Origin of the sequence: Rathayibacter sp. AY1C5 (genome assembly GCF_002931705.1) — a bacterium.
Lineage (GTDB): Bacteria > Actinomycetota > Actinomycetes > Actinomycetales > Microbacteriaceae > Rathayibacter.
This window is the reverse complement of the sequence record NZ_PSWD01000004.1, coordinates 171,689-197,251: the sequence shown is the minus strand read 5'-3', so window position 1 is coordinate 197,251 and position 25,563 is coordinate 171,689. Positions and strand designations below refer to the sequence as shown.

Here is a 25,563-nt window from a genome sequence, read left to right as displayed (position 1 = left end):
GACGTCGACCCGCCACCCCTCCGCTCTCCCCCCGAGCCGAACGATCGATCCGCGTGCCAGCGGATCGGTCTAGGCGATCGCTCCCCGCTCTGCGAATCGCATCCACCCCGAAAAGCCGACTGCGCCGAGCCCGGCAGGGACGGGCTCGGGATTCAGCCGAGGCTCGCGACCCACTCCGAGCTGCCGTCGACGAAGGACTGCTCCTTCCAGATCGGCACCGACGCCTTGATGTCGTCGACCAGTGCCGCGCAGGCTTCGAAGGCCGCCGCGCGGTGGGCCGAGGCCACGGCGCAGGCGAGGGCGAGGTCGCCGACCACGAGGTCGCCGACCCGGTGCACGGCGGCGATCCGGACGTCGGGCCAGCGCTCGACGATGCGGCGGGCGGAGGCGAGGAGTGCGGCGGGGGCGTCCGGGTGCGCCTCGTAGGACAGCCGGAGCACGCCGCGGCCCTCGTCGTGGTCGCGGACGACGCCCGCGAAGGTCACGACGGCGCCGTGCGTCGGGGAGTCGACCGCCTGCTCGCACTCGTCGACGGTGATGGCCTCGGCCGCGAGCCGGGCGAGGGCGACCGGCTCAGCGGGCATGGTCGCCGCCTCCGAGCTGGTCGAGCAGGTGCCCGATCACCGGGTCGAGCACGTCGATCCCGTCGCGGACGCCGCCGGGGGAGCCGGGGAGGTTCACCACGACGGTGCGGCCGCTGACGCCGGCGAGCCCGCGGCTGAGCACGGCGGTCGGGACGTGGGCGGCGCCCTTGGCGCGCACCGCCTCGGCGAGGCCGGGCAGGGGCCGCTCCAGGAGGGGGGCGGTCTGCTCCGGGGTGACGTCGCTCGGGGCGACGCCCGTCCCGCCGGTGGTCACGACCACGTCGACTCCGCTGCCGATCGCGTCGGCGATCGCCTCGCCCACCGCGTCGCCGTCGGCCACGACGACCACCCGGGACTCCCAGCCGCGGGTGGTGAACCAGGCCTCGAGCGCCGGTCCCGTCCGGTCCTCGTACACGCCGGAGGCGGCACGGGTGGAGGCGACGACCGCCACCGCCCGCCGCGTCACGGGGTTCCTCCGCTCGTCCACGAGCCGCTCCTCCCGCCCGCCTTCGCGAGCACACGGATACCGGTGATCGCGGCACCGCGATCGACCGCCTTGATCATGTCGTAGACCGTCAGGGCGGCCACGCTGACCGCGGTCAGCGCCTCCATCTCGACACCGGTGCGCCCGGTCGTGCGCACGCGCGCCTCGATCCGGACGCGGCCGTCCTGCGGCTCGAGGTCCACGTCGACGCCGTCCAGCGCCAGCGGGTGGCAGAGCGGGATGAGGGTCGAGGTCGCCTTCGCGCCGAGGATCCCGGCGATCCGCGCCACGCCGAGCGCTTCGCCCTTGGGCAGCTCGCCCTGCTCGAGGAGCCGCACCACCTCGGGCGAGGTCTCGACGTAGCCCTCGGCGACGGCGGTGCGCGCCGTGACCTCCTTCGCGCTCACATCGACCATGTGCACGGCTCCGTCGACGCGCACATGGGTGAGCCGATCGCTCTCAGTCATCGATCCTCCAGATCTCGACCGTGTCGCCGGTCGCTGCGTGGTCCGTCCCGACGGGGACGTGGATGAGCACGGTGGAGCGGGCGTAGGACGCCAGCAGGTGCGAGCCGGGCCCGCCCACCGGGTGCACGAAGCCCTCGTCGTCGAGGACTCCGCGGCGGATCTGGTGCAGGTGCGCGGGCGAGTCGAGCGCCGTGCCGAGGCGCGCACGGAGCCGCGGCCGCTCGGCGGGCGTCCGTCCCGCGAGCGAGCGCAGCACGGGCCGGAGGAACACCTCGAACGAGACCAGGGCGCTCACCGGGTTCCCGGGAAGCGAGACGACCGGCAGGTGCAGCCCCTCGGCCACGCGCACGAGACCGAGGCCCTGCGGGCCGCCCGGCTGCATCTCGACGTGGCCGAACTCCGAGCCCGCCGGGCCGAGCGCGTCGCGGACGACCTCGTAGGCGCCCGCGCTGACACCGCCGACCGTGATCACCAGGTCGGCCGCGCCCGCGTGCTCCTCGAGCAGCGCCAGGAGGTCCTCGGCCCGATCGCTCGTGCAGGCGGCGACGACGGGCAGCGCGCCCGCCTCGCGGACGGCCTCGGCCAGCAGGGCGCCGTTCGCGTCGTGGATCTGCGCCTCCTCGAGGACGGCGCCTGCGGGACGGATCTCGTTGCCGGTGGGGACGACGAGCACCCGGAGTCGCGGCAGCACCTCCGCCTCGGTCAGCCCGAGGGAGGCGAGGAGTCCGTAGTGGGCCGCGCGGAGGACCGTGCCGGCCGGGAGGGCGAGCTCGCCGCGGCGGGCGTCGCTGCCCCGGGCTCGGACGAAGGTCGCCGGCACCACCGGGTGCGCGAAGGCGACGCTGCCCTCCGCGGGGAAGCGCGGAGGATCGACGCGCTCGACCGGGACGACGGCGTCGGCCCCCACCGGCAGCGGCGAGCCGGTCATGATCGGTGTCGCCGTGCCGGGCTCGTGCCGCGGCGCCCGGTCGCCCGCGGGGATCGGCGCCGAGACGGGCAGGGCGACGGGATGCTCCGGCGCCGCCGCGTCGAGGTCGGCCGCCCGCACCGCGAAGCCGTCCATCTGCGAGTTGTCGAAGCGCGGCAGGTCGAGCGGGGAGTCGACGGAGCGGGCGAGGACCCGCCGGTCGTACGCGCCCGGATCGGCGGCGACGGCGGCCGGCTCCAGGCTCAGCGTCTCGCGGGCGCCCCGCGTGGCCAGCGGCGCGAGCAGCGCCCGCACCCGGGCGGCGTGCAGGTCGATCGAGGTCATCGTGTCCTCTCGCGAGCGGCGGAGCCCGACCGGCGGCGGGACCGAGTCCATCTTGCCGGGTCGCGCCCGGTTCCGCGGCGTAGTGTGAGCGGATGAGCACAGCACTGGGGATCCCGGGCCTCCGGCCCCGACAGCGCAGCGCGGTCCTCCCGGCCGACCGCCCCGCCACCCCGCTCCTCCTGGACACCTACGGGCGCGTCGCGGACGATCTGCGGATCTCGCTGACGGACAAGTGCAATCTGCGCTGCACCTACTGCATGCCGGCGGAGGGCCTTCCGTTCCAGCCGCCCGCGTCCCTGCTCAGCCGTGAGGAGATCCTCCGCCTCGCGCGCATCGCCGTGGAGCAGTTCGGCGTCCGCCAGATCCGCTTCACCGGCGGCGAGCCGCTCCTGCGCAAGGACCTCGTCGACATCATCCGTGACGTCGCCTCCCTCGACCCGCGCCCCGAGATCTCGCTCACCACGAACGCGATCGGCCTGTCGGGTCGGGCGGCGGCGCTCGCCGACGCCGGTCTGAACCGCGTCAACGTCTCGCTCGACTCCATCTGCGCCGAGACCTTCGCGAAGGTCACCCGTCGCCCGTTCCTCGACCGCGTGCTCGCGGGCATCGACGCGCTCGGTCCCGCCGGCCTGGACCAGACCAAGATCAACGCGGTGCTCCTGCCCGGGATCAACGACCACGAGGCCCCGGAGCTGCTCGCCTGGGCCCTCGCGGGAGGCCACCAGCTCCGCTTCATCGAGCAGATGGCGCTCGACGCCGACCACGGCTGGGACCGCGCGACCATGATCACCGCCGCGGACATCCGGGCGCTGCTCTCGGAGCGCTTCTCGCTCAGCCCGCACGCGGCCCCCCGTGACGGCGCCCCCGCCGAGCTCTTCGACGTCCGCGAGGCCGGGGGGTCCGAGGTGCTCGGCCAGGTGGGGATCATCGCGTCCGTCACCGAGAACTTCTGCGACGACTGCCGCCGCACCCGGCTCACCGCCGAAGGAGGTGTCCGCAGCTGCCTCTTCTCGAACGAGGAGACGGACCTGCTCGGCCCGATGCGCGCGGGCGCGGACGACCACGAGGTCGCCCAGCTCTGGCGCGGGGCGATGTGGGCCAAGCCCGCGGGACACGAGATGAACCGGGCGGGCTTCGTGCAGCCCGAGCGCACGATGAGCGCGATCGGCGGATGAGCATGCGGGTCCGCTACTTCGCGGCGGCCAAGGCCGCCCTCGGCCGTGGTTCCGACGAGCTCGACGAGGTGCCCGACCTGGGCGCTCTCGAGGAGAGACTCGTCGCCTCCGCGCCCTCGGCCGCCGACGTGCTCGCACGGTGCACCTACCTGGTCGACGGCGTGTCGACCGCGAACAGGGCCACGCCGCTGCGTCCCGATGCCGCGGTCGACGTCCTGCCGCCGTTCGCCGGCGGCTGACCCCGAAGAGCGCTCCCTGACGAGCCGTCCTCGTCCGGACCGGTGCTTCCGATCCGCGCGGTCCGCAGCAGGTGCGTCCGCGCTTCTGGAGGACGCTGCATCCCGAAGACGGACTGGTCCTGTCCCGCCGCACAGGGACCCGCGGGACGCCTCCCTCGGACCCGCGTGCGGCGGGGCAGGACCGGATCAGCGGCCGATCCCGTGCGTCACGGGCACAGGACGTTGGTCATCGTGTCGAGCACGTTGCGGTTCTGCACGTCGAGGAATCCGAACGCCGAGGAGACTCCGGTGGCGACCAGCACGCCGCTGACGAAGGCCCGGCCGTCCCGGGTCACGTAGGCGTCCGGCGCGAAGATGGTGGCGTCGGAGGGCACACCGGAGGCGACGCGGATCTGCGGCTGCGTCCTGTCCGCGAATGCGCCGTACCGGACGAGAGCGCCGTTCTGGATCACGTCCACGACGTCACGGTTCTGTCGATCGCGGTAGGCGTCGGCACTGGTCACCCCGGTGGCGACCAGGATGCTGCTGTTGAAGAGGCGCCCGTCCGGCGTCAGGTGGTACGAGGGCGCCAAGGCCGTCGATCCTGCCGGAACGTTCCTGGCGTAGACCTGGTTCTTCGTGGAGGAGATGTAGCGGACGAGCTCCGAGCCGACGATCACGTCGATGACGTCGTTGTTGCTCTGGTCGCGGAAGGAGTCCGCGCTCGTCACTCCGGTGGTCACGAGGGCTCCGCCGGCGCGCCGCAGCTCGCCGTTCGGTGTGACGTAGAAGGCGGGCGCATGGACCGTCGATCCGGCCGGCACGCCGCTCCCGATGGCCTTCGGCGCGGCCTCTCCGGTGACGAAGCGGTAGAAGACGCCGTCGACGACGAAGTCGGCGACGTCGCGGTTCTGCTCGTCGCGGAAGCCCTGGACGCTGGTGACGCCGCGCGCGATCCGCCCCCCGCCGTGATAGAGCTCGCCCGACTCCGTCAGGTAGTACCGGGGTCCGACGGTCTTGGCTCCCGAGGGCACGTTGCCGTTCGACTCCGTCGTCGTCCGTCCGCCGTCGGTGACGTACCGGACGGCGGTCCCCGTGGTCGCGGTGGTGCTCGCGGTCGCCGTCGCGCCCGCGGCGCCGGAGACGGCGGAGAGGGTGATGCCGTTCTGCGCCACGTTCCCGGCCGTGACCGGGATGCTCACGCGTCCGTCCGCGCCGGTCGTCGCCCTGACGGTCTGCGCGCCGCCGCTGGTCAGGCCGGCGGGGAGAGTGATGGTGACCGTGTCGCCGGCAGCGGGAGCGCCGTTGGTCGTGGCGAGGACGGAGACCGTTCTCGTGGTGCAGGCGGGGAAGGAGTACGCCGGGGCGTCGAAGGCGAGGGTGAGGCCGGTGGACGCGGCGGCCGCGGGGGTCGCGACCGCCGCGGCGACGACGGGGACGGACCAGGCCGCACCCGACATGATCGTCCGCCGGGCGGGCCCCCCGCCGGTCGAGTCGATCCGCGGTGGGAGGGAGCGCGAGTGCGCTGCCGTCGGGTCCAGGGCGTTGGTGTCCGTCATGGTGTTCCTTTTCTTTCTTTCGTGCGAGGGGTGGTGGACGCGCCGATCCTGCCGAACGTCCGGCCTCCGGTCGACGCGGAACGGGCCGCGACGAGGTTCCATGCCCGACCGTGGACGTTCCGTCGCGCCGCCGGACCGGGGGAGCCACTCAGGGCGCCTCCTCGCCGGGAGCCCGTCCGGCGCGGGGGACGCGGCGGCGCACGTCAGCCCGCGTCGTCGATCCGGCGGAGGGTCCGCTGCATGTGGATCCGCGAGCTGAAGCCGGCCGACCGCGCCACGCGGTCCAGGTCCGTCGCCGCCCGTGGGCCGAGCTCGTCGAGGAGGCGCTGCGCCTCGAAGGCCCGTGCGCGCTCGATCCGCTGACGAGGGGTGGTGCCGGCGGCTGAGAACGCCCGGTGCAGGTGGCTGACCGACACGCCGAGACTCTCCGCGAGCGTCTCCACCGTGAAGGAGCGGTCGCGGTAGTGCCGCTCGATCAGGCGCGTGCCGTTCGCATACACGGCGGCGGGGGACCGGTCCTCCCGGTCGGAGGAGGGCAGCAGCGCCGAGAAGGCCGAGGCCAGGAGGTGCTCGCTCGCGATCTCGAAGTGCTCGAAGGCCGCGTCCGAGGGCTCGACGCCGAAAGTGAGGACGGTGTTCGCCGCACCGGTGAGTGCGCGCCAGTAGGCCTCGGGGAGGGCGAGGACCCGGTCCGTGAGCGAGGCGAACTCGCTCGCGCGGAGCACCGAGGGGCGCAGCTGCCACTCGAAGCGCGCCCACGGACTGAGCGCCGCCGCGTACTGCACCGTCGAGGCGCGGGTCACGAGAGCGCTGCCGGCCGGGAGCCGGTGGTCGCGGCCCCGGGCGGAGAGGCGGCCGGTCCCGTCGAGGCTGAAGAGCACGCGGAGCCTTCCGGGATGGGGAAGGACCTCGAACTCCCCGGTCTGCAGCCAGGCGCGGCTGAGGCTGAGGCGCGGCGAGACGATCGCGTCGCAGACGGCACCTCGCGGCAGGGGGCGCCGCGGAATCCAGCCGAGCCGACGCAGCCGCCTCTCGGCGGGACTCCAGACCTCGGGCATCACGCCTCCGCGCCGGGGTCGAGCGGGTCGGGAGGATCGAGCAGCGCCGCCTGCCGCGCGGAGTGCGGTGAAGGCGTCGGCATGGGTGCTCTCCTCGGAACGGTGGCCGCGAGCACGCCACCGCCGATCAGCTTCGGACACTGCTCCGCCCTGATCCGCGGAGAAGGACGGATCCTCTCCGCTGCGAGCACCGAACATCCCGGGTCGCCGATCGGCAGGGCCCTGGGTGCGCCTCACCCCACCCGTTCCGCGGCGCACGCGGCCGCGGCACGGGTCACCGCTCCCGCCACGACGCCATCCCGCCGTCGAGCGAGTCGGACGCCACGCCCGCCGCCGCCGCGCGCTCCGCCGCGAGACGCGATCGGACCCCGGAGGCGCAGTGCAGCACGAGCGGACCGGCCGGCAGAGCGACGGGGTCGAAGCGCGACATCGGCATCCGCACGGCACCGGGCACCGCGACGGTCCGGTCCTCGTCGTCCTCGCGGAGGTCGACGACGGTCGGGGGCGTCGGCCCGGCCAGCCGCTCCCGCAGCTCGGCCGCCGTGATCGAGCCCGCCGCGGCCCGCCGCTCCGGGACCGGCGGCACCCGCCGCTCGAGAGGGAGCTCGGCCCAGGAGGAGTCGAGGGCGTCGTGCACGAGGACGCGACCGAACAGCGGCTCGCCCGCCCCGGTCACGAGCTTCACGACCTCGGCCGCCATGGCCGAGCCGATCAGCGCGCAGAGCGCGCCCAGCACGCCCACCGTCGAGCAGCTGTCGCCCGCGTCCTCGGCCTCGGGGTGCAGCGCGCGCAGGGTCACCCCTCCGCCCGGAGCGCCGGCCCAGAAGGTCGAGAGCTGCCCGTCGAAGCCGAGCGCCGACCCCCACACGTGCGGGATCCCGGCGCGCGTCGTCGCGTCCGAGGCGAGGTAGCGCGCGCCGAAGGTGTCGAAGCCGTCGACCACGACGTCCCAGCCCGCCACCAGGGCGTCGACGTTGGCCGAGGTCAGCGACACCGGGAAGGCCCGTGCGTCGATGCCGGGGGAGAGCCGCCGCGCGGTCGCCGCCGCCGACTCCGCCTTCGACCGGCCCACCGAGGAGTCGTCGTGCGCCGTCTGCCGCGCCAGGTTCGAGACCTCGACGACGTCGCCGTCCACGATGCCGAGCCGCCCGATCCCGGCAGCGGCGAGCGCCGTGATCACCGGCGAGCCGATGCCGCCCGCGCCGAGGATCAGCACGCGCGCGTTCCGGAGGCGCCGCTGTCCGAGCTCCCCGAGGGGCGCCAGGCGGATCTGCCGGGCGAACCTCTCGCGCTCGGCGGCGGTCAGCGGCGGTCCGGGCTCGACGAGCGGGGTCATGAGAGCTCCTTCCTCCACTGGCCCTCGTGGGCGACGGGGGTGAAGCCGACGGCCTCGTTCACGGCGAGCATCGGTCGGTTCTCCTCGGCGTTCCAGGTGTAGACGGCCCGGCAGTTCGGGGCGGTCCCCACCGCATCGCCGATCGCGGTCAGGGCGAGGAAGTCGCTCCAGCCGTCGGCGCCCACGGCCTCGGGGATCGCGAGCTCGCGGATCCGGAGCGCCGGGTCTGGGGTGCGGTTCACCACCCCAGTGTGCACGTCCCGGCGCCCGCGGCGGCCTCCTGCGCCTGTTCCGGTGCGGGATCGCGGCGGTCCGTCGGCCGGTCGGGGCTCCGCCTCCCGGCCCGGCCGCGGCCGTCGGCTACCGTGGAGGCGTTGTGGACGGGAGCGAGGCGGCCGGGTGTACCTGAAGAGCCTGACCCTCAAGGGGTTCAAGTCCTTCGCTCAGCCGACCACGTTCGCCTTCGAGCCGGGGGTCACCTGCGTCGTCGGCCCCAACGGCTCGGGCAAGAGCAACGTCGTCGACGCGCTCGCCTGGGTGATGGGGGAGCAGGGGGCGAAGACGCTCCGCGGCGGCAAGATGGAGGACGTCATCTTCGCGGGCACCTCCACCCGCGGACCCCTCGGCCGCGCCGAGGTCGCGCTCACCATCGACAACTCGGACGGCGCCCTGCCGATCGAGTACACCGAGGTGACGATCACCCGGACCCTCTTCCGCAACGGCGGCAGCGAGTACGCGATCAACGAACGCGGCTGCCGGCTGCTCGACGTGCAGGAGCTTCTGAGCGACTCCGGTCTCGGGCGCGAGATGCACGTCATCGTGGGGCAGGGACAGCTCGACGCCGTGCTGCACGCGACCCCCGAGGAGCGGCGCGGGTTCATCGAGGAGGCCGCCGGGATCCTCAAGCACCGACGCCGCAAGGAGAAGACGCTCCGCAAGCTCGAGGCGATGCAGGCGAACCTGACCCGCCTCTCCGACCTCGCGGGCGAGATCCGGCGCCAGCTCAAGCCCCTCGGGCGCCAGGCCGAGGTCGCACGGCAGGCTCAGACGATCGCCGCCGTGGTGCGCGAGGCCCGGGCGCGCCTGCTCGCCGACGACGTGGTCGAGCTCCGGACCGCTCTGGACGGCTTCGCCCGCACCGAGAGCGAGCGGCACAGCGAGCGGGTGGTCCTGCAGCAGCGGCTCGAGCAGGCGACGCTCCGGCGAGCGCGGATCGAGGCGGAGGTGGTCGGCGACGCGGTCGACGACGCCCGGCGCACCTCGTTCGAGCTGGAGTCGGTGCAGGAGCGGCTGCGCAACCTCTCGGCCCTCGCCGGGCAGCGGCTCGCGATGCTCGAGCTCGAGTCCGAGCAGCCGCAGATCCAGCCGCGCGTGACGCCGGCGCAGGTGGAGGAGGCGCGGGTCGAGTTGGAGCGCCTGCGGCAGGCCGTCCTCGACGCGGAGACGGCGTGGGTCCAGGCGCAGCGCACGACCGTCGCCGCCCGCTCCGCCCTCGACGCGGTCGACGAGGAGATCGCCGCGCAGGCGGCCCTCGTCTCGCGCTACGACCTCGAGCTCTCCACCCTCTCGGGGCAGGCCGACACCGCCGCCTCCCGTCTCGCGTCCGTCCGGGGCGAGGTCCTGCGCGCGCAGAACACCCTCGACGCGGCCGACCGGCGGAAGGAGGCGGCGCGGCGGGCGCTCGACGCTCTGGAGGCCGAGCTGGACGACGCGGGCCGCGGCCCCGACGGCGGCCTCGACGAGGGCTACGAGCTCGCCCAGTCCGCGGTCTCGGCCGTCGAGGCCGGAATCGAGCGGCTGCGCGAGGAGCTGCACGCCCTGGAGCGCGAGCGCGAGGCGCTGGCCGCCCGCACGGGTGCCCTGTCGCTGGCCCTCGACGTCTCGGACGGCTCGGCCGAGCTGATCGCCGCCCGGATCGAGGGGGTGCGCGGCCGGGTCGCCGAGCGGATCCAGGTGCGGCCGGGCTCCGAGGCCGCGATCGCCGCCGCCCTCGGCGCGGTCGCCGACGCCGTGCTGGTCGAGTCGACCACCCGGGCCGACGCGGCTCTGGACGCCGCGCTGGAGCGCGACCTCGGACGCGTCGAGCTGCTGGTCGCCGACGCCACCCGGCCGCACGTCGCTCTCGCCGTTCCCGAGGGGGCGGAACGCGCGGGCGACCTCGTCACGGCGCCGGCCGGGGTCCTCTCGCTCCTCGAGCGCGTGCTCGTGGTCGAGGACCTCGCCGCGGCGCGGCGGCTGAGGGAGCGCATCGATCCGGGCACCGTCCTGGTCACCCGCGACGGCGCGACCGTCTCCGACGCCGTGCAGAGCGCCGGCTCCGGCGGGCAGCGCAGCCGGATCGAGCTCGTCTCCGAGCGCGACTCCGCCGCCGCCCGGCTGGAGGAGGTCGAGGGCGGGATCGACCGGCTCCGCTTCGAGCTCGCCGAGCAGACCGGTGCGCTCCGCGGCGCGAAGGAGCAGGCGGCGAGCGCGCTTTCGGCCCTCCGCGAGCACGACGCCGCCCGTGCCGCCCACACCGAGCGGCTCGGCGGCGTGCGCGCCCAGCTCGAGGCGGCCACCGCCGAGCACGGCCGGGGCTCGAGGGCGCTGGCCGTCGCCTCGGACCGGGTCGGCGACGCCGAGCGCGCGGCCCAGGAGGCGAGGTCGGCGCTCGACGCCGCGCGCGCCAGGCCCCGGCCGGTGCTCGACGCGAGCGCGCGCGACGGTCTGCAGAGCGACGTCGACACCGCACGCGAGCGCGAGATCGAGGCGCGGCTCGGCGTCGAGACCGCCAAGGAGCGGGTGCGGGCGGAGCAGTCCCGCGGGGAGGCGCTTGCCCGCCAGCTGGCCGCCGACCGCGCCGCGGCCGACGAGGCCGCGCGCCGCGCCGTGATCCGCCGTCGCCAGCGCGACGCCGCGGCCGAGGTGACCGCCGCGCTCCCCGCCGTCCTCGCCTCCGTCGACCGCTCCGTCCAGCAGGCCCGGGCCGAGCTCGTCGCGGCCGAGGCGGCGCGCTCGCAGCAGAACGCCGAGCTGCAGGGGCTCCGCCGCGAGGAGGGGAGCGTGCGCGACCGGCTCCAGTCCGTCACCGAGAGCGTGCACGGCCTCGAGCTGCAGATCTACGAGAAGAGGCTGCAGCTCACCGGTCTGCTCGAGCGCGCCGCGTCCGAGCTCGGGCTCACTGAGGACGTGCTGGTGGAGGAGTACGGTCCCGGAGTCGGCGTCCCCGACGAGACGGACGAGGAGCAGGAGCCGCGGCCCTACGTCCGCGAGGAGCAGCGCCGCCGCCTCGAGAAGGCCGAGAAGCAGCTGGGGCAGCTGGGCCGCGTCAATCCGCTCGCGCTGGAGGAGTTCGCCGCGCTGGAGCAGCGGCACGCGTTCCTGACCGAGCAGCTGGCCGACCTCACCGGGACCCGGCGGGACCTGCTCACCATCATCGAGGAGCTCGACGAGACGATGCAGACGGTGTTCGCCTCCGCCTTCGACGACACGCAGGCGGCGTTCGCGGACGTGTTCCCCGTCCTCTTCCCCGGCGGCACCGGCAGCATCCGCCTGACCGACCCGGAGAACCTGCTCACCACCGGCATCGAGGTCGCGGTGCGGCCGGCCGGCAAGAAGATCGAGCGGCTGTCGCTCCTCTCCGGAGGGGAGCGCTCGCTCGCGGCCGTGGCGTTCATGGTCGCCATCTTCAAGTCGCGGCCGAGCCCCTTCTACATCATGGACGAGGTGGAGGCCGCTCTCGACGACGCGAATCTCGGCCGACTGCTCAGCATCTTCGAGGACCTGCGCACCTCGAGCCAGCTGATCGTCATCACCCACCAGAAGCGGACCATGGAGATCGCGGACGCCCTCTACGGCGTCTCGATGCGGCAGGACGGCGTCTCGGCCGTCGTCGGCCAGCGCGTCGCCGCGCCCCCGGCCTGAACCCGCCTCCCCGACCGCTCGGAGGCGCGCCCGCCGGTAGCCTGGACCCATGGCAGAACGCACCTCCTGGTCGCTCGGCCGCGCACTGCGCGGCCTGTTCGAGAAGCGCACGATCGACGACCAGACCTGGGACGACCTCGAGACGGCGCTGATCACCGCCGACTTCGGCCCCGACATCACCGAGGAGATCGTCGACGACCTCCGCGCCAAGGTCGCCCGCTACTCCACCACCGACCCGCGCGACCTGCAGCGGATGCTCCGCGAGTCCCTCGAGGAGCGTCTGTCGAAGTACGACACGACCCTCAAGCTCAGCGAGCGCCCCGCCGTGATCCTCGTGGTCGGCGTGAACGGCGTCGGCAAGACCACGACCATCGGCAAGTTCGCCAAGTTCCTCCGCAACTACGGCCGGAGCGTCGTGGTCGGCGCGGCCGACACCTTCCGCGCGGCGGCGGTCGACCAGCTCGCCACCTGGGCGCAGCGCGCCGATGCCCAGATCGTCCGCCCTCAGCAGGAGCGCCAGGATCCGGCGTCCGTCGCCTTCCAGACCGTGCAGTTCGCGAAGGACACCGGCGTCGAGATGGTCATCATCGACACGGCCGGCCGCCTGCACACCAAGGGCGGGCTGATGGACGAGCTCACGAAGATCAAGCGCGTCATCGAGAAGCAGGCCCCGATCTCCGAGATTCTGCTCGTGCTCGACGCGACGACCGGTCAGAACGGGCTGAGCCAGGCCGAGGCGTTCATCGAGCACGCGGGCGTCACCGGCCTGGTCATCACCAAGCTCGACGGCTCCGCGAAGGGCGGCTTCGTCCTCGCGGTCCAGGAGCGCACCGGCATCCCGATCAAGCTCGTCGGCCAGGGCGAGGGCATCGGCGACCTCACCGGCTTCACCCCCCACGTCTTCGCCCAGCAGCTCGTCAGCTGAGCGGCCCCGCCCGGGACGACGCGCCGGCGCCGTCCCGGTGGCGGGCTACACGGCCTGCGAGAAGCCCAGCGCCGCGTCTGCGAGGTGGCGCAGGTGCTCCGGGACCGGCAGCCCCTTCGACTCCATCGAGCGCGCCCAGAGCCGGCCGGCCCGGTAGGAGGAGCGGACCAGGGGCCCCGCGAGGACGCCGAGGAAGCCGATGTCCTCGGCCTCCTCCTTGATCGCCACGAACTCCTCCGGGTGCACCCAGCGGTCCACCGGCAGATGCCGCGGCGTCGGGCGGAGGTACTGCGTGATGGTCACGATGTCGGTGCCGGCGTCGTGGAGGTCCTGCAGCGCCTGCGAGATCTCCTCCCGCTCCTCGCCCATGCCGAGGATGAGGTTCGACTTCGTGATCAGCCCCGCCTCCCGGCCCTGAGTGAGCACGTCGAGCGAGCGCTCGTAGCGGAAGGCCGGCCGGATGCGCTTGAAGATCCGCGGCACCGTCTCGACGTTGTGGGCGAACACCTCCGGCTCCGCGTCGAACACCCTCTGCAGGTGCTCGGCGCGGCCGGTGAAGTCCGGGACCAGGATCTCGACCCCCGTGCCCGGAGCCTGGGCGTGGATCTGGCGGATGGTCTCGGCGTAGAGCCAGGAGCCCTCGTCCGGCAGGTCGTCGCGGGCGACTCCGGTGACGGTCGCGTAGCGGAGGTTCATCCGCGCCACGGACTCGCCGACGCGCCGGGGCTCGTCGGCGTCGTAGTCCGCGGGCTTCCCGGTGTCGATCTGGCAGAAGTCGCAGCGGCGGGTGCACTGGGCGCCCCCGATGAGGAAGGTCGCCTCTCGGTCCTCCCAGCACTCGAAGATGTTGGGGCAGCCCGCCTCCTGGCAGACGGTGTGCAGCTCCTCGCTCTTCACCAGCGACTGCAGCTGCAGGTACTCCGGGCCCATCGAGGCCTTCGTGCGTATCCACTCGGGCTTGCGCTCGATCGGCGTCTCGGCGTTGCGGATCTCCAGCCGCAGGAGCTTGCGGCCGCCGGCCTCGGCGCTCACGCGGCGACCTCCTCGATGCGGGCGGAGAAGGCGGGGGCCGCCTCCGAGAAGCGCGCCGCCACCCGCGCCCGCACCGCCTCCATGGGCGGAGCCTCGCCGCGCTCGCGCTCGAGCGTGGTCACCCCGGCGTCGGCGATGCCGCAGGCGACGATGCGGGCGTAGGGCTCGAGGCTGTTCGAGACGTTGAGGGCGAAGCCGTGCATCGTCACGCCCGAGGCGACGCGGATGCCGATCGCGGCGATCTTGTCGGCGCCGCCGTCCCTCGGGATCCACACTCCCGAGCGCCCGTCGACGCGCCGCCCCTGCACGCCCAGGTCGTCGAGAGCGGCGATCAGCACGCCCTCCAGCGAGCGGACGTAGGCGACCACGTCGACGGGCTCGCCGAGCCGCACGATCGGGTAGCCGACGAGCTGGCCCGGGCCGTGCCAGGTGATCCGCCCTCCGCGGTCGACGTCGACCACGGGCGAGCCGTCGTCCGGGCGCTCGTGCGCCTCGGTGCGCTTGCCGGCGGTGTAGACGGAGGAGTGCTCGCAGAGCACGAGGGTGTCCGGCCTCGAGCCCGCCACCACCTCGGCGTGCAGGCGGCGCTGCAGCTCCCAGCCGTCGGAGTAGTCCAGGGGGTCCGCGGAGTCGCCCGCCACCAGTGTCTCGATCACCGGGCCACCCTAGCCCTGTTCTTGGACCCGGACCAGTTAATCCGCTCCGTGGTGATCGCGCCTATCGTGAGCGGATCGGCGGCCCCGCCCGCCGACCCTCCGGGCCTCCGGTAGAATTCCGGGCATCATGGCTACTTTCGGCACCCTCTCCGATCGACTCGTCGAGACCTTCAAGAACCTCCGGACGAAGGGCAAGCTCTCCGCGTCGGACGTCGACGGCACCGTCCGCGAGATCCGGCGGGCCCTCCTCGACGCCGACGTGGCGCTGGAGGTCGTGAAGGAGTTCACCGGCAAGGTGCGCGAGCGCGCCCTCGGCGACGAGGTCAACAAGGCGCTCAATCCGGCCCAGCAGGTCGTCCAGATCGTCAACGAGGAGCTCGTCGCGATCCTCGGCGGGCAGTCGCGCCGGCTCGAGTTCGCCAAGCGCCCGCCGACCGTCATCATGCTCGCCGGCCTCCAGGGCGCGGGCAAGACGACCCTCGCGGGCAAGCTCGGCAAGTACCTCGGCAAGGACGGCCACACCCCGCTGCTCGTCGCGGCCGACCTCCAGCGCCCCAACGCCGTTCAGCAGCTGCAGGTCGTCGGCGAGCAGGCCGGAGTCGCGGTCTACGCGCCGGAGCCGGGCAACGGCGTCGGCAACCCGGTCAAGGTCGCCCAGAACGCGATCCGCTTCGCGACCGACAAGCAGTACGACACGGTCATCATCGACACGGCCGGACGCCTCGGCGTCGACGCCGACATGATGAAGCAGGCCGCCGACATCCGCCGCGTCACGAACCCCGACGAGGTCCTGTTCGTCATCGACGCGATGATCGGCCAGGACGCGGTCGCGACCGCCAAGGCCTTCCAGGAGGGCGTCGACTTCACCGGCGTCGTCCTCTCCAAGCTCGACGGCGACGCCCGCGGAGGCGCGGCGCTCTCGGTCGCCTCGCTCACCGGCCGCCCGATCCTCTTCGCCTCCACGGGCGAGTCGCTCGACGACTTCGAGCAGTTCCACCCCGACCGCATGGCGAGCCGCATCCTCGACCTCGGCGACGTGCTGACGCTCATCGAGCAGGCCCAGTCCGCGTTCGACGAGGACGAGGCGCGGAAGATCGCCGAGAAGATCATGGGGGACACGTTCACCCTCGACGACTTCCTCGGCCAGATGCAGCAGCTGCGCAACATGGGCTCGATCAAGAAGATGATCGGCATGCTGCCCGGCGCGAAGGGCATGCGAGAGCAGCTCGACCAGTTCGACGAGCGCGAGATCGTGCGCACCGAGGCGATCATCCAGTCGATGACGAAGGCGGAGCGGGTCAACCCGAAGCTGCTCAACGGCTCGCGGCGCCTGCGCATCGCCCGCGGCTCCGGCATGACGGTCACGGACGTCAACCAGCTCGTCCAGCGCTTCGAGCAGGCCGCCAAGATGATGAAGACGGTCGCCAAGGGCGGCATGCCCTCGGTCCCCGGGATGGGCCCGGTGCCCGGCGCCGGCTACCAGGGCCGCCCGAAGCCGCAGAAGAAGAAGAGCAGCAAGTCCGGCAACCCCGCCAAGCGCGCGGCCGAGAACGCGGCGATCACCTCCGGGCCCCGCCCGGGCGATGCGGGCGGCTCCGGCTTCGGCCTGGGCGGCGGCGCCGGCAAGGGCGCCCAGCCCACGCCGGAGGAGCTCGAGCAGCTGCAGAAGCTCCTCGGGCGATGAGGCGGGTCGCGGCCGGACGCGCGGGCGGGATCCTCGTCCTCGCGGCCGTGCTCGGGCTCACCGGCTGCGCCGAGGGCTCCGGGGTCGACGCGATGACGGCGCCCTCCCCGGAGGACCTGGTCGGCCGCTGGGTGACGGGCGTCTCCTACGACGCGCCCGATGTGCCGTTCCTCCTGATCGCGGAGGACGGGACCTGGACGGGCTCCGACGGCTGCAACGGCGCGCAGGGCGAGTGGTCGATCGACCAGGCGGGCGCGCTCACCGTCTCGGCCGGGCCGAGCACGCTGATCGCCTGCGACGGCGTCGCGCTGCCGATGATCTTCTCGGAGGCGGCGATGGCCTCGCTCGACGGCGGACGGCTCCGCCTGTTCGACGACGAGGGGGCCACCGTCGTCAAGCTCGCCCGCTCCACGAGCGACGAGGCGCCCTCGGCGTCGCCGGACCCGGCGGGGGAGTAGCGCACCGTCCCTCCGCGGGCCGCAGCGGGGATCCCCGTGAGGCGCACCGCTCGCTAGCGTGAGGGCATGACAACCGCACACGCGCGCCCCGTCCGCATCGGCGTCCAGATCGCACCGCAGCACGTCCCCTACGAGGTCATCCGCGACACGCTCGCGGAGCTCGAGGACCTCGGCGTCGACATCGCCTTCAACTGGGACCACTTCTTCCCGCTCTCGGGAGAGCCGAACGGCCTGCACTTCGAGGGCTGGAGCATGCTCGCGGCCTGGGCCGAGCAGACCAGCCGCATCGAGTTCGGCCCGCTGGTCACCTGCAACAGCTACCGGAACCCCGACCTCCTCGCCGACATGGCGCGCACGGTCGACCACATCAGCGCCAAGGGCGCCGAGGGCCGTCTGATCTTCGGCATCGGCTCGGGCTGGTTCGAGCGCGACTACGAGGAGTACGGCTACGAGTTCGGCACTCCCGGCTCCCGCCTCGACGAGCTCTCCGAGGCGATGCCGCGCATCCGCAGCCGGTGGTCGATGCTCAACCCGGCGCCCACCCGCGACATCCCGGTGATGATCGGCGGCGGCGGCGAGAAGAAGACGCTGCGGATCGTCGCCGAGCACGCCGACATCTGGCACAGCTTCTCGGACGTCCCGACGCTCGAGCGCAAGCTCGGTGTGCTCTCGGAGTGGTGCGGCCGCGTCGACCGCGACCCGGCCGCGATCGAGATCTCGACCGGCGCGAGCGTGCGCGGCGGTGTCGGCGACGCCTCCTTCGACGTGCTCGACCAGCAGTACGACCTGGGCGCCCGCCTGTTCACGCTCGGCATCACCGGTCCGGACATCGACCTCGCGCCCGTGCGCGACCTGCTCGGCTGGCGCGACGGCCGGAACAGCACCGCGCGCTGACCCGGTGGGGCGCCGTCAGGGCGGCGCCCCGCGTCGGAGTCAGGCCGCCGGCGCGTCCGTCGCCTTCTGGCCGGTCGGCACCGCCCGGGCGAGGCCGGTCTTCTCGGCCGCCACCTCGAAGGCGTCGGCCAGGGCGCGCTGGCCCTCGACGGTGGGATGCACGCCGTCCTCGCCGAGCAGCCCGTCCTCGCGGAGGGGGTCCGGGTACTCCAGCGCACCGCCGCCGGCGGCCGTCACGACCTCGACCAGCGCCGCGTCGTACTCGTCGAGATCGGAGGGGCGCGGGTCGGGGCCCCAGACCGAGTCGAGCGCGATGAGCCGGGCCGAGGGCGAGGCGGACACGATCGCGTCCACCGCCGGCCCGATCGCGGCGTCCACGTCCTCCGGATCCCAGCCCAGGTCGTTGCTGCTGGCGATCAGCACGATCGCGTCGGGCCGAGTGTCGGCGATCTCCTCCGCGCGGTCGCCGATCGCGACGCCGCAGTCGCCCGGCTCGATGAAGCCGCCGCCGTCGCAGCCCAGGTTCGTGACCTCCCAGCCGAGGTCGTCGCCGACGAGTGCGGGCCAGGCCTGCTCCGGGTCGACCGTCAGACCGCGCACAATGCTGTCGCCGACGATCGTCACCCGGGAGCCGACGGGAAGAGAGCCGCCGATCGAGAGCGGCAGCGGATCGGCGGTGACGGTCGGGAGGGGAGTGGCGGTGCCGGCGGGGGACGCGGTCGCCGGGCCGGTCGTCGTCGAGGACGAGCAGCCGGCGAGACCGAGGGCCAGCGCGCCGATCGCGGCCGCGGCGAGGAGGGCGGGACGTGTCATGAGCGGGGATCCCGGAGCCCGTCGCGCAGCTCGCCCGCGAGCGCCCGGACCACCGCCTTGAGGTCGCCGTCGTTCGCCGCGGCCGTCCGCAGCTGGCGCTGATAGCTCGCTCCCGCGACCAGGATCAGCTCGACGTCGCCGAGCTCCTTCACGCAGTCGAGGCGCTCGGCGACCGGTGCGAGGGTGACGAGCAGGTCGCGGATGTCGTCGGTGACCAGCCGCTCCGCTCCGGCGGCGTCGAGGATGATCTCGGCGTCGAGTCCGTAGCGGGCCGCGCGCCACTTGTTCTCGCGCACGTACCAGGGCTGCATCGTCGGAAGGTCCTCGCCCGCGTCCAGCCGCGACGAGAGGTGCTCGACGAGGCACTGGATCAGCGCGGCGACCGCTCCGATCTCCTCCGCGGAGGAGAGGCCGTCGCACGCGCGCATCTCGAGAGTGCCCCACTGCGGCGAGGGGCGGATGTCCCAGCGGACCTCCGTGTGATCGTCGATGACGCCGGTGCGCATCATGTCGTCGACGTACTCCTCGTAGTTCGCCCAGGCGCCGAACTGCGGAGGCAGGCCCGCCGTCGGCAGCTGCTGGAACATCAGCGCGCGGTTCGAGGCGTAGCCCGTGTCGACTCCGCCCCAGAACGGGCTCGACGCCGAGAGCGCCTGCAGGTGCGGGTAGTAGTCGAGCAGGGAGTTGAGGATCGGCAGCACCTTGTCGCGGTGCTCGATGCCGACGTGCACGTGGATGCCCCAGATCATCATGTTCCGGCCCCACCACTGGGTCCGGTCGATGAGGCGGTGGTACCGCTCCTTGTCCGTGATGGCCTGGTCGAACCACTGCGCGAACGGGTGCGTGCCCGAGCACACGAGGTCGAGTCCCATGGGGTCGGTGATCTCGCGCACCTGCCGCAGCTGATCCTGCAGGTCGGCGACCGCGTCGCGGACGGAGGTGTGCACGCCGGAGACCAGCTCGACCGTGTTGCGCAGGAGCTCGCCGGTGATGTGCGCGTGCGGGGCGCCGTCGTCGCTGCGGAGCGCCTCCAGCACCACATCGGCGACGTTGGCGAGATCGCCCGTCTGCCGGTCGACGATCGCGACCTCCCACTCGATCCCGAGCGTGGAGCGGTCTGATGCGGCGAAGCTGATCTCCATGGCGTGGTCCTCATCGGATCCGGGCGTCCGCCGATCGGGACGCGCCTCGCCATCCTGCCACCTGCGGCCGGGGCGGACGCAGAGCCCCGGCGGCGGCCTTCGGGGTCCCGCGCGGCCCGCTCCCGCGAGGGTGCCGCTGGTCGGCGGCGTGCCGGGCCCGCACCGGGGCGGTTTTTCTGGCAGAATGATCCGTCGGGTCCGAGGCGGTCGACCCTCTACTCACCGCCGACGAAACCCCCTCGAGCTTCCGCCGGGTGTGCCCCCACGCTCACGGCTCAGTTCATCCATCATCGACCGGACACCGGTCAACGACCACACAGGAGAATTGTGGCTGTCAAGATTCGTCTGAAGCGCCTCGGCAAGATCCGGGCGCCCTACTACCGCATCGTCGTCGCCGACTCGCGCACCAAGCGCGACGGCCGCGTGATCGAGGAGATCGGCAAGTACCACCCGACCGAGCAGCCCTCGTTCATCCAGGTCGACTCGGAGCGCGCGCAGTACTGGCTCGGAGTCGGCGCGCAGCCGACCGAGCAGGTCGCCGCGATCCTCAAGCTGACCGGCGACTGGGGCCGCTTCAAGGGCGACGCCGACGCCGTCAGCACGGTCCAGGTGAAGGAGCCCAAGGCTCCGTTCGTCGTCGACGCGAAGAAGAAGCCCGTCCTCAAGCCGAAGTCCGAGGCTCCGGCCAAGGCCGCCCCGGTCGAGGACACCGCCGACGAGACCTCCACCGAGGCGTAGTCAGTGCTCGCTCCCGCCGTCGAACACCTCGTCAAGGGGATCGTCGAGAACCCCGATGAGGTCAGTGTCGTGGCCACGAGCTCCCCGCGCGGAGAGGTCCTCGAGGTGCGCGTGCACCCCGAGGACCTCGGCCGCGTGATCGGACGCTCCGGTCGCACCGCCAAGGCCGTCCGCACTCTCGTCGCCGCGCTCGCCGACGGGCGCCGAGTGCGCGTCGACGTCGTCGACACCGACAAGTAGAGGTGTCGGTCACCGGACCGGGCACGACGCAGCTCCGCGTCGCCCGACTCACCAAGGCCCACGGACTCAAGGGCGCCATCAAGCTCGAGCTCTACACGGACGAGCCCGACAAGCGCTTCACCCCCGGATCCACGTTCACGCTGCAGGTCCCGCGCACCTCCGAGTGGCACGGCAAGAAGCTCGAGCTCGTCGAGCTGCGCTGGTACAACAGCCACCCCGTCGCGTTCTTCCGAGGCGTCGACGACCGCAACGCCGCTGAGACCCTCCTGAAGGCGATCCTCTGGATCGACGAGGAGGTGCAGACCCAGCCGGGCGAGGACGACTCCTGGTACGACTACCAGCTGGTCGGCATGAAGGTCGTCCGCGACGGCGTCGAGGTCGGCACCGTCCGCCGCGTCGACCACTTCCCCGCGCAGGACCTGCTCATCGTCGGTACCCCCTCCGGCGAGGTGATGGTGCCGTTCGTGAACGCGATCGTCCCCTCCGTCGACGCCGCGGCCGGGATCGTCACGGTCACGCCTCCGATCGGCCTGTTCGAGGAGGCTCCCGAGGAGGAGCCCGCCGCGGTCGACCTCAGCGGTGTCGACCTCGCGGACCCGGCGCTGAGCGCGCCTGCGGACGCCGACGCGCCGGACGCCTCCGATGACGCGGACTCCGCTCTCGAGGAGCCCGCCGACGACGAGCCCCCGGCCGCCTCCGACGCCGCCTCCGAGGAGGAGCCCCGGTCGTGAGGATCGACATCGTCACGATCTTCCCGGAGTTCTTCGGCGTGCTCGACATCAGCCTGCTCGGCCGTGCTCGGCAGAGCGGGCTGATCGAGCTCGGCGTGCACGACCTGCGGGACTTCACCCACGACCGCCACCGCACCGTCGACGACACGCCCTACGGCGGCGGCGCCGGCATGGTGATGCGACCGGAGCCGTGGGGCGAGGCGCTCGACACGATCCTCGACGGCGCGGACGACCCCGTCGTGATCTTCCCGTCGCCCGCGGGCGAGCTGTTCACCCAGGCGACCGCCCGCGAGCTCGCGGAGGAGTCCACCCTCGTCTTCGGCTGCGGCCGCTACGAGGGCATCGACCAGCGCGTCGTGGACCACACCGCCGAGCGCGCGCGGGTCCGGCTGATCAGCCTCGGCGACTACGTCCTCAACGGAGGAGAGGTCGCCGTGATGGCGATGATCGAGGCCGTCGGACGCCTGGTCCCGGGCGTGGTCGGCAATCCGGCGAGCCTGGTCGAGGAGAGCCACTCCGACGGGCTGCTCGAGTACCCGAGCTACACCAAGCCGGCCTCCTGGCGCGGCCTCGACGTCCCTCCGGTGCTCCTCAGCGGCAACCACGGGGCGATCGCCGCCTGGCGCCACGAGCAGAGCGTCGAGCGCACGCGCCGCGTCCGCCCCGAACTGCTTCCCTAGCCCCTCGCCGCACGGTCACCGGGCCGCGAGGGCCAGGTGCCGGTCGCGGAGGGCGAGGAAGAGGGGGAACGCGAACGCGAGGGCGACCAGCGGCGCGAGCAGCACCAGGATCCACACGCGGCGCATCCCGATCCGGCGGCCCTCCACCACCATGAAGGCGACGGCCGCGATCGCGACGACCAGCAGGTCGGTCGAGAACGACGACACCCACGGCCCGCCTGCGGCGAGGCCGGCGAGCAGGTCCGCGCCCTCCTGCATAGCCCTCACGTTCCAGGTCCAGGTCCCGATCAGCCCGGCGAGGGCGAGGACGAGGTAGACGATCCCGAGCGGCGTCCAGCCGCGGTGCAGCCGGCTCATGCGCGGGCCTCCGTTCGTGCGAGGGTGAGGATCGTCCCTCCGGCGAGGGCGACCACGGCCACAGTAGCGACGGCGAGGGTCAGCGCGTCCGGTGCGGTCAGCGCCTGACCGCGCAGCGCCTGCCAGCAGGTGAGGGCGACCGCGGCCGCCCAGCCCGCCGAGGCCAGTGCGACGAGCCGCAGCCGGGTGGATCCGGGGCGCAGGACGGGGATCCGGGCTGCCAGCCGTCCGAGCAGCAGCGCGAGCAGCGGGAGCCCCTGCAGAGCGTGCATCCCGACGAAGTGCGGGATGCGCAGATCGCCCCCCGTGGTGCTCCAGCCCAGGAGGGGGAGGCCGGGTCCGCCGTCCGCGACTCCGACGGCGTGCGCGCCGACGACGCCCTGGTAGTCGCTGATCTGGCCGGGCGAGGGCCCCGTCATCAGGAACGCGAGGGCCATCCCGACGAGCCCGATCACGAGTCCGGCGCGGACGGCGAGCGTCAGCGCCGGGTCGCCGAGCGGCACCCGCGCCAGGAGGGCGGCGAGGACCAGAGTCGCCAGCCAGACCACCACGATCGAGACGGCCATCGAGGCCCAGAGCGCGGCGTGCAGGGGAGTGGAGACGTCAAAGTGGCTGCGCTCGCCGACCAGGGCGGCGCCTCCGATCACGACCATCTCGACCGCCAGGCCGACCGCCGCGACCGTGCCCAGCGCTCGGGCGGGGCGGCGCCGGCGGGGCACGAGCCCGATCAGCCGGGCGAGCGTCACGGCGTACAGCGCGATCGAGAGGCAGAACTTCAGCGGCTTGCCCCAGAGCGGCTGCCCGCCGAGCTCGCGGGGATCGACGACCAGCGCGATCGCGCAGAGGAGGGCGCCGACCGCCATCGCGGCAGCGAGCACCAGGAGCGGCCGGTGCGGAGCAGCGGAGGCTGTGGGCGCGGGCGTCTCGGTCGCGGCGCTCATCGGGGCACCTCCGTCGAGCCGAAGCGGCTCTGCGTCTCGCGCGCCTGGGCGACGCGCCGGAGCGACTGCAGCACCACGTCTCCGAGCGCGGTGCCGACGGCGGCGACGGCAGCCTGCTCGCTCACGCTCTCGCGGGCCTGCAGTTCGTCGAGGTCGGCGGAGGCGACGAGGGCGGCGGCGCGGGCGTAGGTCTCGAGCCAGCCGGCGCTCATCGGTCCGGTGGAGAGCTCGAGCGCGTCGAGCGCCCGTGCCGCCGTCGCGACGGCAGGGTGGCCGCAGTGGTCGGAGCCCGCGGCCTCGGCGATCCGCCGCGTCGACGCCTCGGTGGCGGACGCGGTCGAGTCGGCGCTCACGGAGACCACGTCCTGCGCCACCTCGAACGCTGCTGTCGGACCGACGCCCGCGTCGAGCGCGGCCGTGATCCGCTTCGCGCCGGCGATACCGACGCCGCCGCTCTCGATGAGCGCCCGGAGCAGCGTCAGGCGGGCGACATGGGCGTCCCCGTACTCCGCCCGCTGGGGGCCGGCGGCGTCGCCCGGCGGCAGCAGCCCCTCCCGGATGTAGTACTTGATCGTGGGCAGGCTGACGCCGCTGCTGCGGCTGAGCTCCGAGATTCGCACGTGGACAGTATCGCTATCCGATAGCGGTACTGTCCATCTGCAGTCAGTCCCGCGCGGAGAGGACGATGTTCCCCGTCTCGGTGATGGCGATCGTGTGCTCCATGTGGGCGCCGCGCGAGCCGTCGCGGCTGCGGAGGGTCCAGCCGTCCTTGTCCGTGTAGATCTCGTCGGTCGTCTGCAGGAACCACGGCTCGATCGCGACGACGAGGCCCGGGCGGAGCGGGTAGCCGCGGCCGGCGCGTCCGTCGTTGGGGATGTGCGGATCGCCGTGCATCGTGCGGCCGACGCCGTGGCCGCCGAAGTCGGTGTTGATGGACAGGCCCTCGGCGTGTGCGACGGCGGCGATGGCCGCGGAGATGTCGCCGATCTTCTTCCCGGGCTGCGCGGCGGCGATGCCGGCCTCGAGCGCGCGGGCGGTGGTGTCGATGAGGGCGAGGTCCTCCTCGCGCGGCGTCCCGACCACGACGCTGATGGCCGAGTCGGCGACCCAGCCGTTCACGGAGGCGGCGAAGTCGAGGGTCAGCAGGTCGCCGTCCTTCAGCCGGTAGTCGAAGGGCAGGCCGTGCAGCACCGCGTCGTTGACGGAGGTGCAGATGACCTTGCCGAAGGGGCTGGCGCCGAAGGAGGGGTGGTAGTCGATGTAGCAGGACTCGGCGCCGGCCGTGCGGATCATGTCGTGGGCGAGCCGGTCGAGCTCCAGCAGGTTCACGCCGACCGCGGCGGCGGCGGAGGTGGCCTTCAGTACCTCGCCGACGAAGCGGCCGGCGGGACGCATCTCCTCGATCTCGGCGGGGGTGCGTAGCTCGATCATCCTGATCCTCTCGGGGTCCGCTGAGCCGTCGCTCAGCGGTGGTGGGTACGGTCGGTGCATGCGCACGCGACGGGCATTCGGTTCCTGGCAGTTCCCGGCGGCGATCGTGCTGCCCTTGTGGATCCTCCTCGGCTACGGGGTCTTCGGAGGATCGAGCGGCTGGACCGTGCTCGGCCTGGTGATCGCCCTCCCCATTCTGGCGGTCGCGCTGGCGGCTGTGGCCGCGATCGTCGCATTCCGGGTGACCGTCCGGCCCACGCGCACTCCCGCGTGGGGCGACGTGGCCGTGGTCGGCGCCTGGCACCTCTCCCTGATCGCCTTCGGCTTCTTCCCGCCCGGCGCCTGGGCGCTGGGCCTGCTCTCGGTGGTCCTCGGAGTGGCGGCCTTCTGGCACTCGGGGTGGCGGTTCCTCGCCGACGCGAGGGCCACTCTCCTCGCCTTCTCGGAGGCGGCGTCCGTGCAGGCCGAGGGCGCTCACCGCCCGGTCGCCGGCGAGGGCTTTGATCCGGAGCGCCCGCAGGACGGGCAGACCATCGTCCTCTGAGGGGTCGGGCGTCCCGCGAGGCGCTGTCCCACTGCGAGGCCCCGCCCTGTTCCTCGGCTCGGCCCTCTCGACGGATCCGCCCTCTGCGCGGCTCTGCCTCCGGGTGACCCTGCCCTGCTCATGACCCTGCTTTGACTCGGATCGACGCGGCATGGCAGAATGAGCGCGTGTGCCTCGCGCAGGCTCTGCCACAGGGGAGCCGCGACGACGTGGGCACGACCGACTTCCATCAACGAAACGGTGTTCGACCTGTGGCGGGCA

At 73.3% G+C, this 25,563-nt stretch carries 28 protein-coding genes; 12 read left to right on the top strand and 16 right to left on the bottom strand.

All coding sequences use genetic code 11. The features are described 5' to 3' along the window. Nucleotides 1-152 precede the first annotated feature (152 nt). From C5C57_RS05870 to glp, 4 genes are read right to left on the bottom strand one after another with little or no spacing between them, the layout of a single operon-like run. Nucleotides 153-584, bottom strand: a complete 432-nt coding sequence (locus tag C5C57_RS05870; RefSeq protein WP_104223928.1) for a molybdenum cofactor biosynthesis protein MoaE — start codon at nt 582-584, stop codon at nt 153-155. Continuing rightward, nucleotides 574-1,071, bottom strand: a complete 498-nt coding sequence (locus C5C57_RS05865) for a molybdenum cofactor biosynthesis protein B (RefSeq protein ID WP_244229433.1) — start codon at nt 1,069-1,071, stop codon at nt 574-576. The genes C5C57_RS05870 and C5C57_RS05865 overlap by 11 nt, the downstream gene beginning before the upstream one ends. Beyond that, nucleotides 1,047-1,535, bottom strand: a complete 489-nt coding sequence (moaC, locus tag C5C57_RS05860; RefSeq protein ID WP_104297426.1) for a cyclic pyranopterin monophosphate synthase MoaC — start codon at nt 1,533-1,535, stop codon at nt 1,047-1,049. The genes C5C57_RS05865 and moaC overlap by 25 nt, the downstream gene beginning before the upstream one ends. Then, nucleotides 1,528-2,787, bottom strand: a complete 1,260-nt coding sequence (gene glp / locus C5C57_RS05855) for a gephyrin-like molybdotransferase Glp (RefSeq protein ID WP_104297430.1) — start codon at nt 2,785-2,787, stop codon at nt 1,528-1,530. The genes moaC and glp overlap by 8 nt, the downstream gene beginning before the upstream one ends. A gap of 92 nt (nt 2,788-2,879) precedes the next feature. On the opposite strand from glp, the gene moaA reads away from it, so the two are divergent. Together moaA and C5C57_RS05845 are read left to right on the top strand one after the other, a co-directional pair. Further along, complete coding sequence (gene moaA, locus C5C57_RS05850; RefSeq protein WP_104247638.1) at nt 2,880-3,962, top strand: GTP 3',8-cyclase MoaA; 1,083 nt, start codon at nt 2,880-2,882, stop codon at nt 3,960-3,962. Beyond that, nucleotides 3,959-4,201 (top strand): MoaD/ThiS family protein, encoded by a 243-nt coding sequence (locus tag C5C57_RS05845; protein ID WP_104247637.1) that lies wholly within the window; start codon nt 3,959-3,961, stop codon nt 4,199-4,201. Before moaA ends, C5C57_RS05845 begins: the two co-directional genes overlap by 4 nt. A 206-nt stretch (nt 4,202-4,407) precedes the next feature. Here the strand turns inward: C5C57_RS05845 and C5C57_RS05840 are convergent, their stop codons facing one another. The 4 genes from C5C57_RS05840 to C5C57_RS18600 form a co-directional block, all read right to left on the bottom strand. Further along, nucleotides 4,408-5,739, bottom strand: a complete 1,332-nt coding sequence (locus C5C57_RS05840; RefSeq protein WP_104226888.1) for a hypothetical protein — start codon at nt 5,737-5,739, stop codon at nt 4,408-4,410. 203 nt (nt 5,740-5,942) lie between these two features. Then, on the bottom strand, nt 5,943-6,797 hold the full coding sequence (locus tag C5C57_RS05835) for an AraC family transcriptional regulator (RefSeq protein ID WP_104226887.1): 855 nt from the start codon (nt 6,795-6,797) through the stop codon (nt 5,943-5,945). A gap of 274 nt (nt 6,798-7,071) precedes the next feature. Continuing rightward, the gene (locus C5C57_RS05830) at nt 7,072-8,133 is read right to left on the bottom strand and encodes a ThiF family adenylyltransferase (RefSeq protein ID WP_104260568.1); all 1,062 of its coding nucleotides are present in this window, start codon (nt 8,131-8,133) and stop codon (nt 7,072-7,074) included. Next, nucleotides 8,130-8,375 (bottom strand): hypothetical protein, encoded by a 246-nt coding sequence (locus tag C5C57_RS18600; protein ID WP_146081510.1) that lies wholly within the window; start codon nt 8,373-8,375, stop codon nt 8,130-8,132. The genes C5C57_RS05830 and C5C57_RS18600 overlap by 4 nt, the downstream gene beginning before the upstream one ends. 157 nt (nt 8,376-8,532) lie before the next feature. On the opposite strand from C5C57_RS18600, the gene smc reads away from it, so the two are divergent. Together smc and ftsY are read left to right on the top strand one after the other, a co-directional pair. After that, nucleotides 8,533-12,036: a chromosome segregation protein SMC gene (gene smc / locus C5C57_RS05820; protein WP_104297424.1), complete on the top strand. Its 3,504-nt coding sequence runs from the start codon at nt 8,533-8,535 to the stop codon at nt 12,034-12,036. A 49-nt stretch (nt 12,037-12,085) separates the two neighbouring features. After that, the gene (ftsY, locus tag C5C57_RS05815; RefSeq protein ID WP_104223920.1) at nt 12,086-12,961 is read left to right on the top strand and encodes a signal recognition particle-docking protein FtsY; all 876 of its coding nucleotides are present in this window, start codon (nt 12,086-12,088) and stop codon (nt 12,959-12,961) included. Between the two features lie 45 nt (nt 12,962-13,006). Here the strand turns inward: ftsY and lipA are convergent, their stop codons facing one another. Both lipA and lipB read right to left on the bottom strand, forming a co-directional pair. After that, on the bottom strand, nt 13,007-13,993 hold the full coding sequence (lipA, locus tag C5C57_RS05810) for a lipoyl synthase (RefSeq protein WP_104247634.1): 987 nt from the start codon (nt 13,991-13,993) through the stop codon (nt 13,007-13,009). Further along, on the bottom strand, nt 13,990-14,649 hold the full coding sequence (gene lipB, locus C5C57_RS05805) for a lipoyl(octanoyl) transferase LipB (RefSeq protein ID WP_104226883.1): 660 nt from the start codon (nt 14,647-14,649) through the stop codon (nt 13,990-13,992). The genes lipA and lipB overlap by 4 nt, the downstream gene beginning before the upstream one ends. A 127-nt stretch (nt 14,650-14,776) precedes the next feature. On the opposite strand from lipB, the gene ffh reads away from it, so the two are divergent. The 3 genes from ffh (at nt 14,777) to C5C57_RS05790 (ending at nt 17,685) form a co-directional block, all read left to right on the top strand. Next, nucleotides 14,777-16,333 carry a signal recognition particle protein gene (ffh, locus tag C5C57_RS05800; RefSeq protein ID WP_104226882.1) on the top strand — a complete coding sequence of 519 codons (1,557 nt, stop codon included), beginning with the start codon at nt 14,777-14,779 and terminating at the stop codon, nt 16,331-16,333. Beyond that, nucleotides 16,330-16,791, top strand: a complete 462-nt coding sequence (locus C5C57_RS05795) for an META domain-containing protein (protein WP_104223916.1) — start codon at nt 16,330-16,332, stop codon at nt 16,789-16,791. Before ffh ends, C5C57_RS05795 begins: the two co-directional genes overlap by 4 nt. Before the next feature lie 66 nt (nt 16,792-16,857). Continuing rightward, nucleotides 16,858-17,685: an LLM class F420-dependent oxidoreductase gene (locus tag C5C57_RS05790; protein WP_104223915.1), complete on the top strand. Its 828-nt coding sequence runs from the start codon at nt 16,858-16,860 to the stop codon at nt 17,683-17,685. 39 nt (nt 17,686-17,724) lie between these two features. Here C5C57_RS05790 and C5C57_RS05785 read toward each other — a convergent pair whose 3' ends face one another. After that, the gene (locus tag C5C57_RS05785; RefSeq protein ID WP_104247633.1) at nt 17,725-18,498 is read right to left on the bottom strand and encodes an SGNH/GDSL hydrolase family protein; all 774 of its coding nucleotides are present in this window, start codon (nt 18,496-18,498) and stop codon (nt 17,725-17,727) included. Continuing rightward, a complete protein-coding gene (locus tag C5C57_RS05780; RefSeq protein ID WP_104247632.1) occupies nt 18,495-19,640 on the bottom strand; it encodes a glutamate--cysteine ligase in 1,146 nt (381 codons plus the stop codon). The genes C5C57_RS05785 and C5C57_RS05780 overlap by 4 nt, the downstream gene beginning before the upstream one ends. 327 nt (nt 19,641-19,967) lie before the next feature. Here C5C57_RS05780 and rpsP point away from each other — a divergent pair, with 327 nt between their 5' ends. The 4 genes from rpsP to trmD are packed head-to-tail and all read left to right on the top strand — an operon-like array spanning nt 19,968 to nt 22,029. Then, entirely contained in the window at nt 19,968-20,378 is a 411-nt protein-coding gene (gene rpsP / locus C5C57_RS05775) for a 30S ribosomal protein S16 (protein WP_104223912.1), read from the top strand. A gap of 3 nt (nt 20,379-20,381) precedes the next feature. After that, nucleotides 20,382-20,618, top strand: a complete 237-nt coding sequence (locus C5C57_RS05770) for an RNA-binding protein (RefSeq protein WP_068210678.1) — start codon at nt 20,382-20,384, stop codon at nt 20,616-20,618. A gap of 2 nt (nt 20,619-20,620) precedes the next feature. After that, a complete protein-coding gene (gene rimM, locus C5C57_RS05765) occupies nt 20,621-21,349 on the top strand; it encodes a ribosome maturation factor RimM (RefSeq protein WP_104247631.1) in 729 nt (242 codons plus the stop codon). Beyond that, a complete protein-coding gene (gene trmD, locus C5C57_RS05760; RefSeq protein ID WP_104226875.1) occupies nt 21,346-22,029 on the top strand; it encodes a tRNA (guanosine(37)-N1)-methyltransferase TrmD in 684 nt (227 codons plus the stop codon). The genes rimM and trmD overlap by 4 nt, the downstream gene beginning before the upstream one ends. Nucleotides 22,030-22,044: 15 nt before the next feature. Here the strand turns inward: trmD and C5C57_RS05755 are convergent, their stop codons facing one another. The 4 genes from C5C57_RS05755 to map are packed head-to-tail and all read right to left on the bottom strand — an operon-like array spanning nt 22,045 to nt 24,758. Continuing rightward, nucleotides 22,045-22,386, bottom strand: a complete 342-nt coding sequence (locus C5C57_RS05755) for a DUF2834 domain-containing protein (RefSeq protein WP_104223909.1) — start codon at nt 22,384-22,386, stop codon at nt 22,045-22,047. Next, nucleotides 22,383-23,327, bottom strand: coding sequence for a hypothetical protein (locus tag C5C57_RS05750; RefSeq protein WP_104297423.1), 945 nt, complete (start codon nt 23,325-23,327; stop codon nt 22,383-22,385). Before C5C57_RS05750 ends, C5C57_RS05755 begins: the two co-directional genes overlap by 4 nt. Then, nucleotides 23,324-23,947, bottom strand: a complete 624-nt coding sequence (locus C5C57_RS05745) for a MerR family transcriptional regulator (protein WP_104226873.1) — start codon at nt 23,945-23,947, stop codon at nt 23,324-23,326. Before C5C57_RS05745 ends, C5C57_RS05750 begins: the two co-directional genes overlap by 4 nt. A gap of 43 nt (nt 23,948-23,990) precedes the next feature. Next, entirely contained in the window at nt 23,991-24,758 is a 768-nt protein-coding gene (gene map / locus C5C57_RS05740; protein ID WP_104247629.1) for a type I methionyl aminopeptidase, read from the bottom strand. A gap of 58 nt (nt 24,759-24,816) precedes the next feature. Between map and C5C57_RS05735 the strand changes: the two genes are divergently transcribed. Next, a complete protein-coding gene (locus C5C57_RS05735; RefSeq protein WP_104247628.1) occupies nt 24,817-25,302 on the top strand; it encodes a hypothetical protein in 486 nt (161 codons plus the stop codon). Nucleotides 25,303-25,563: the final 261 nt, after the last annotated feature.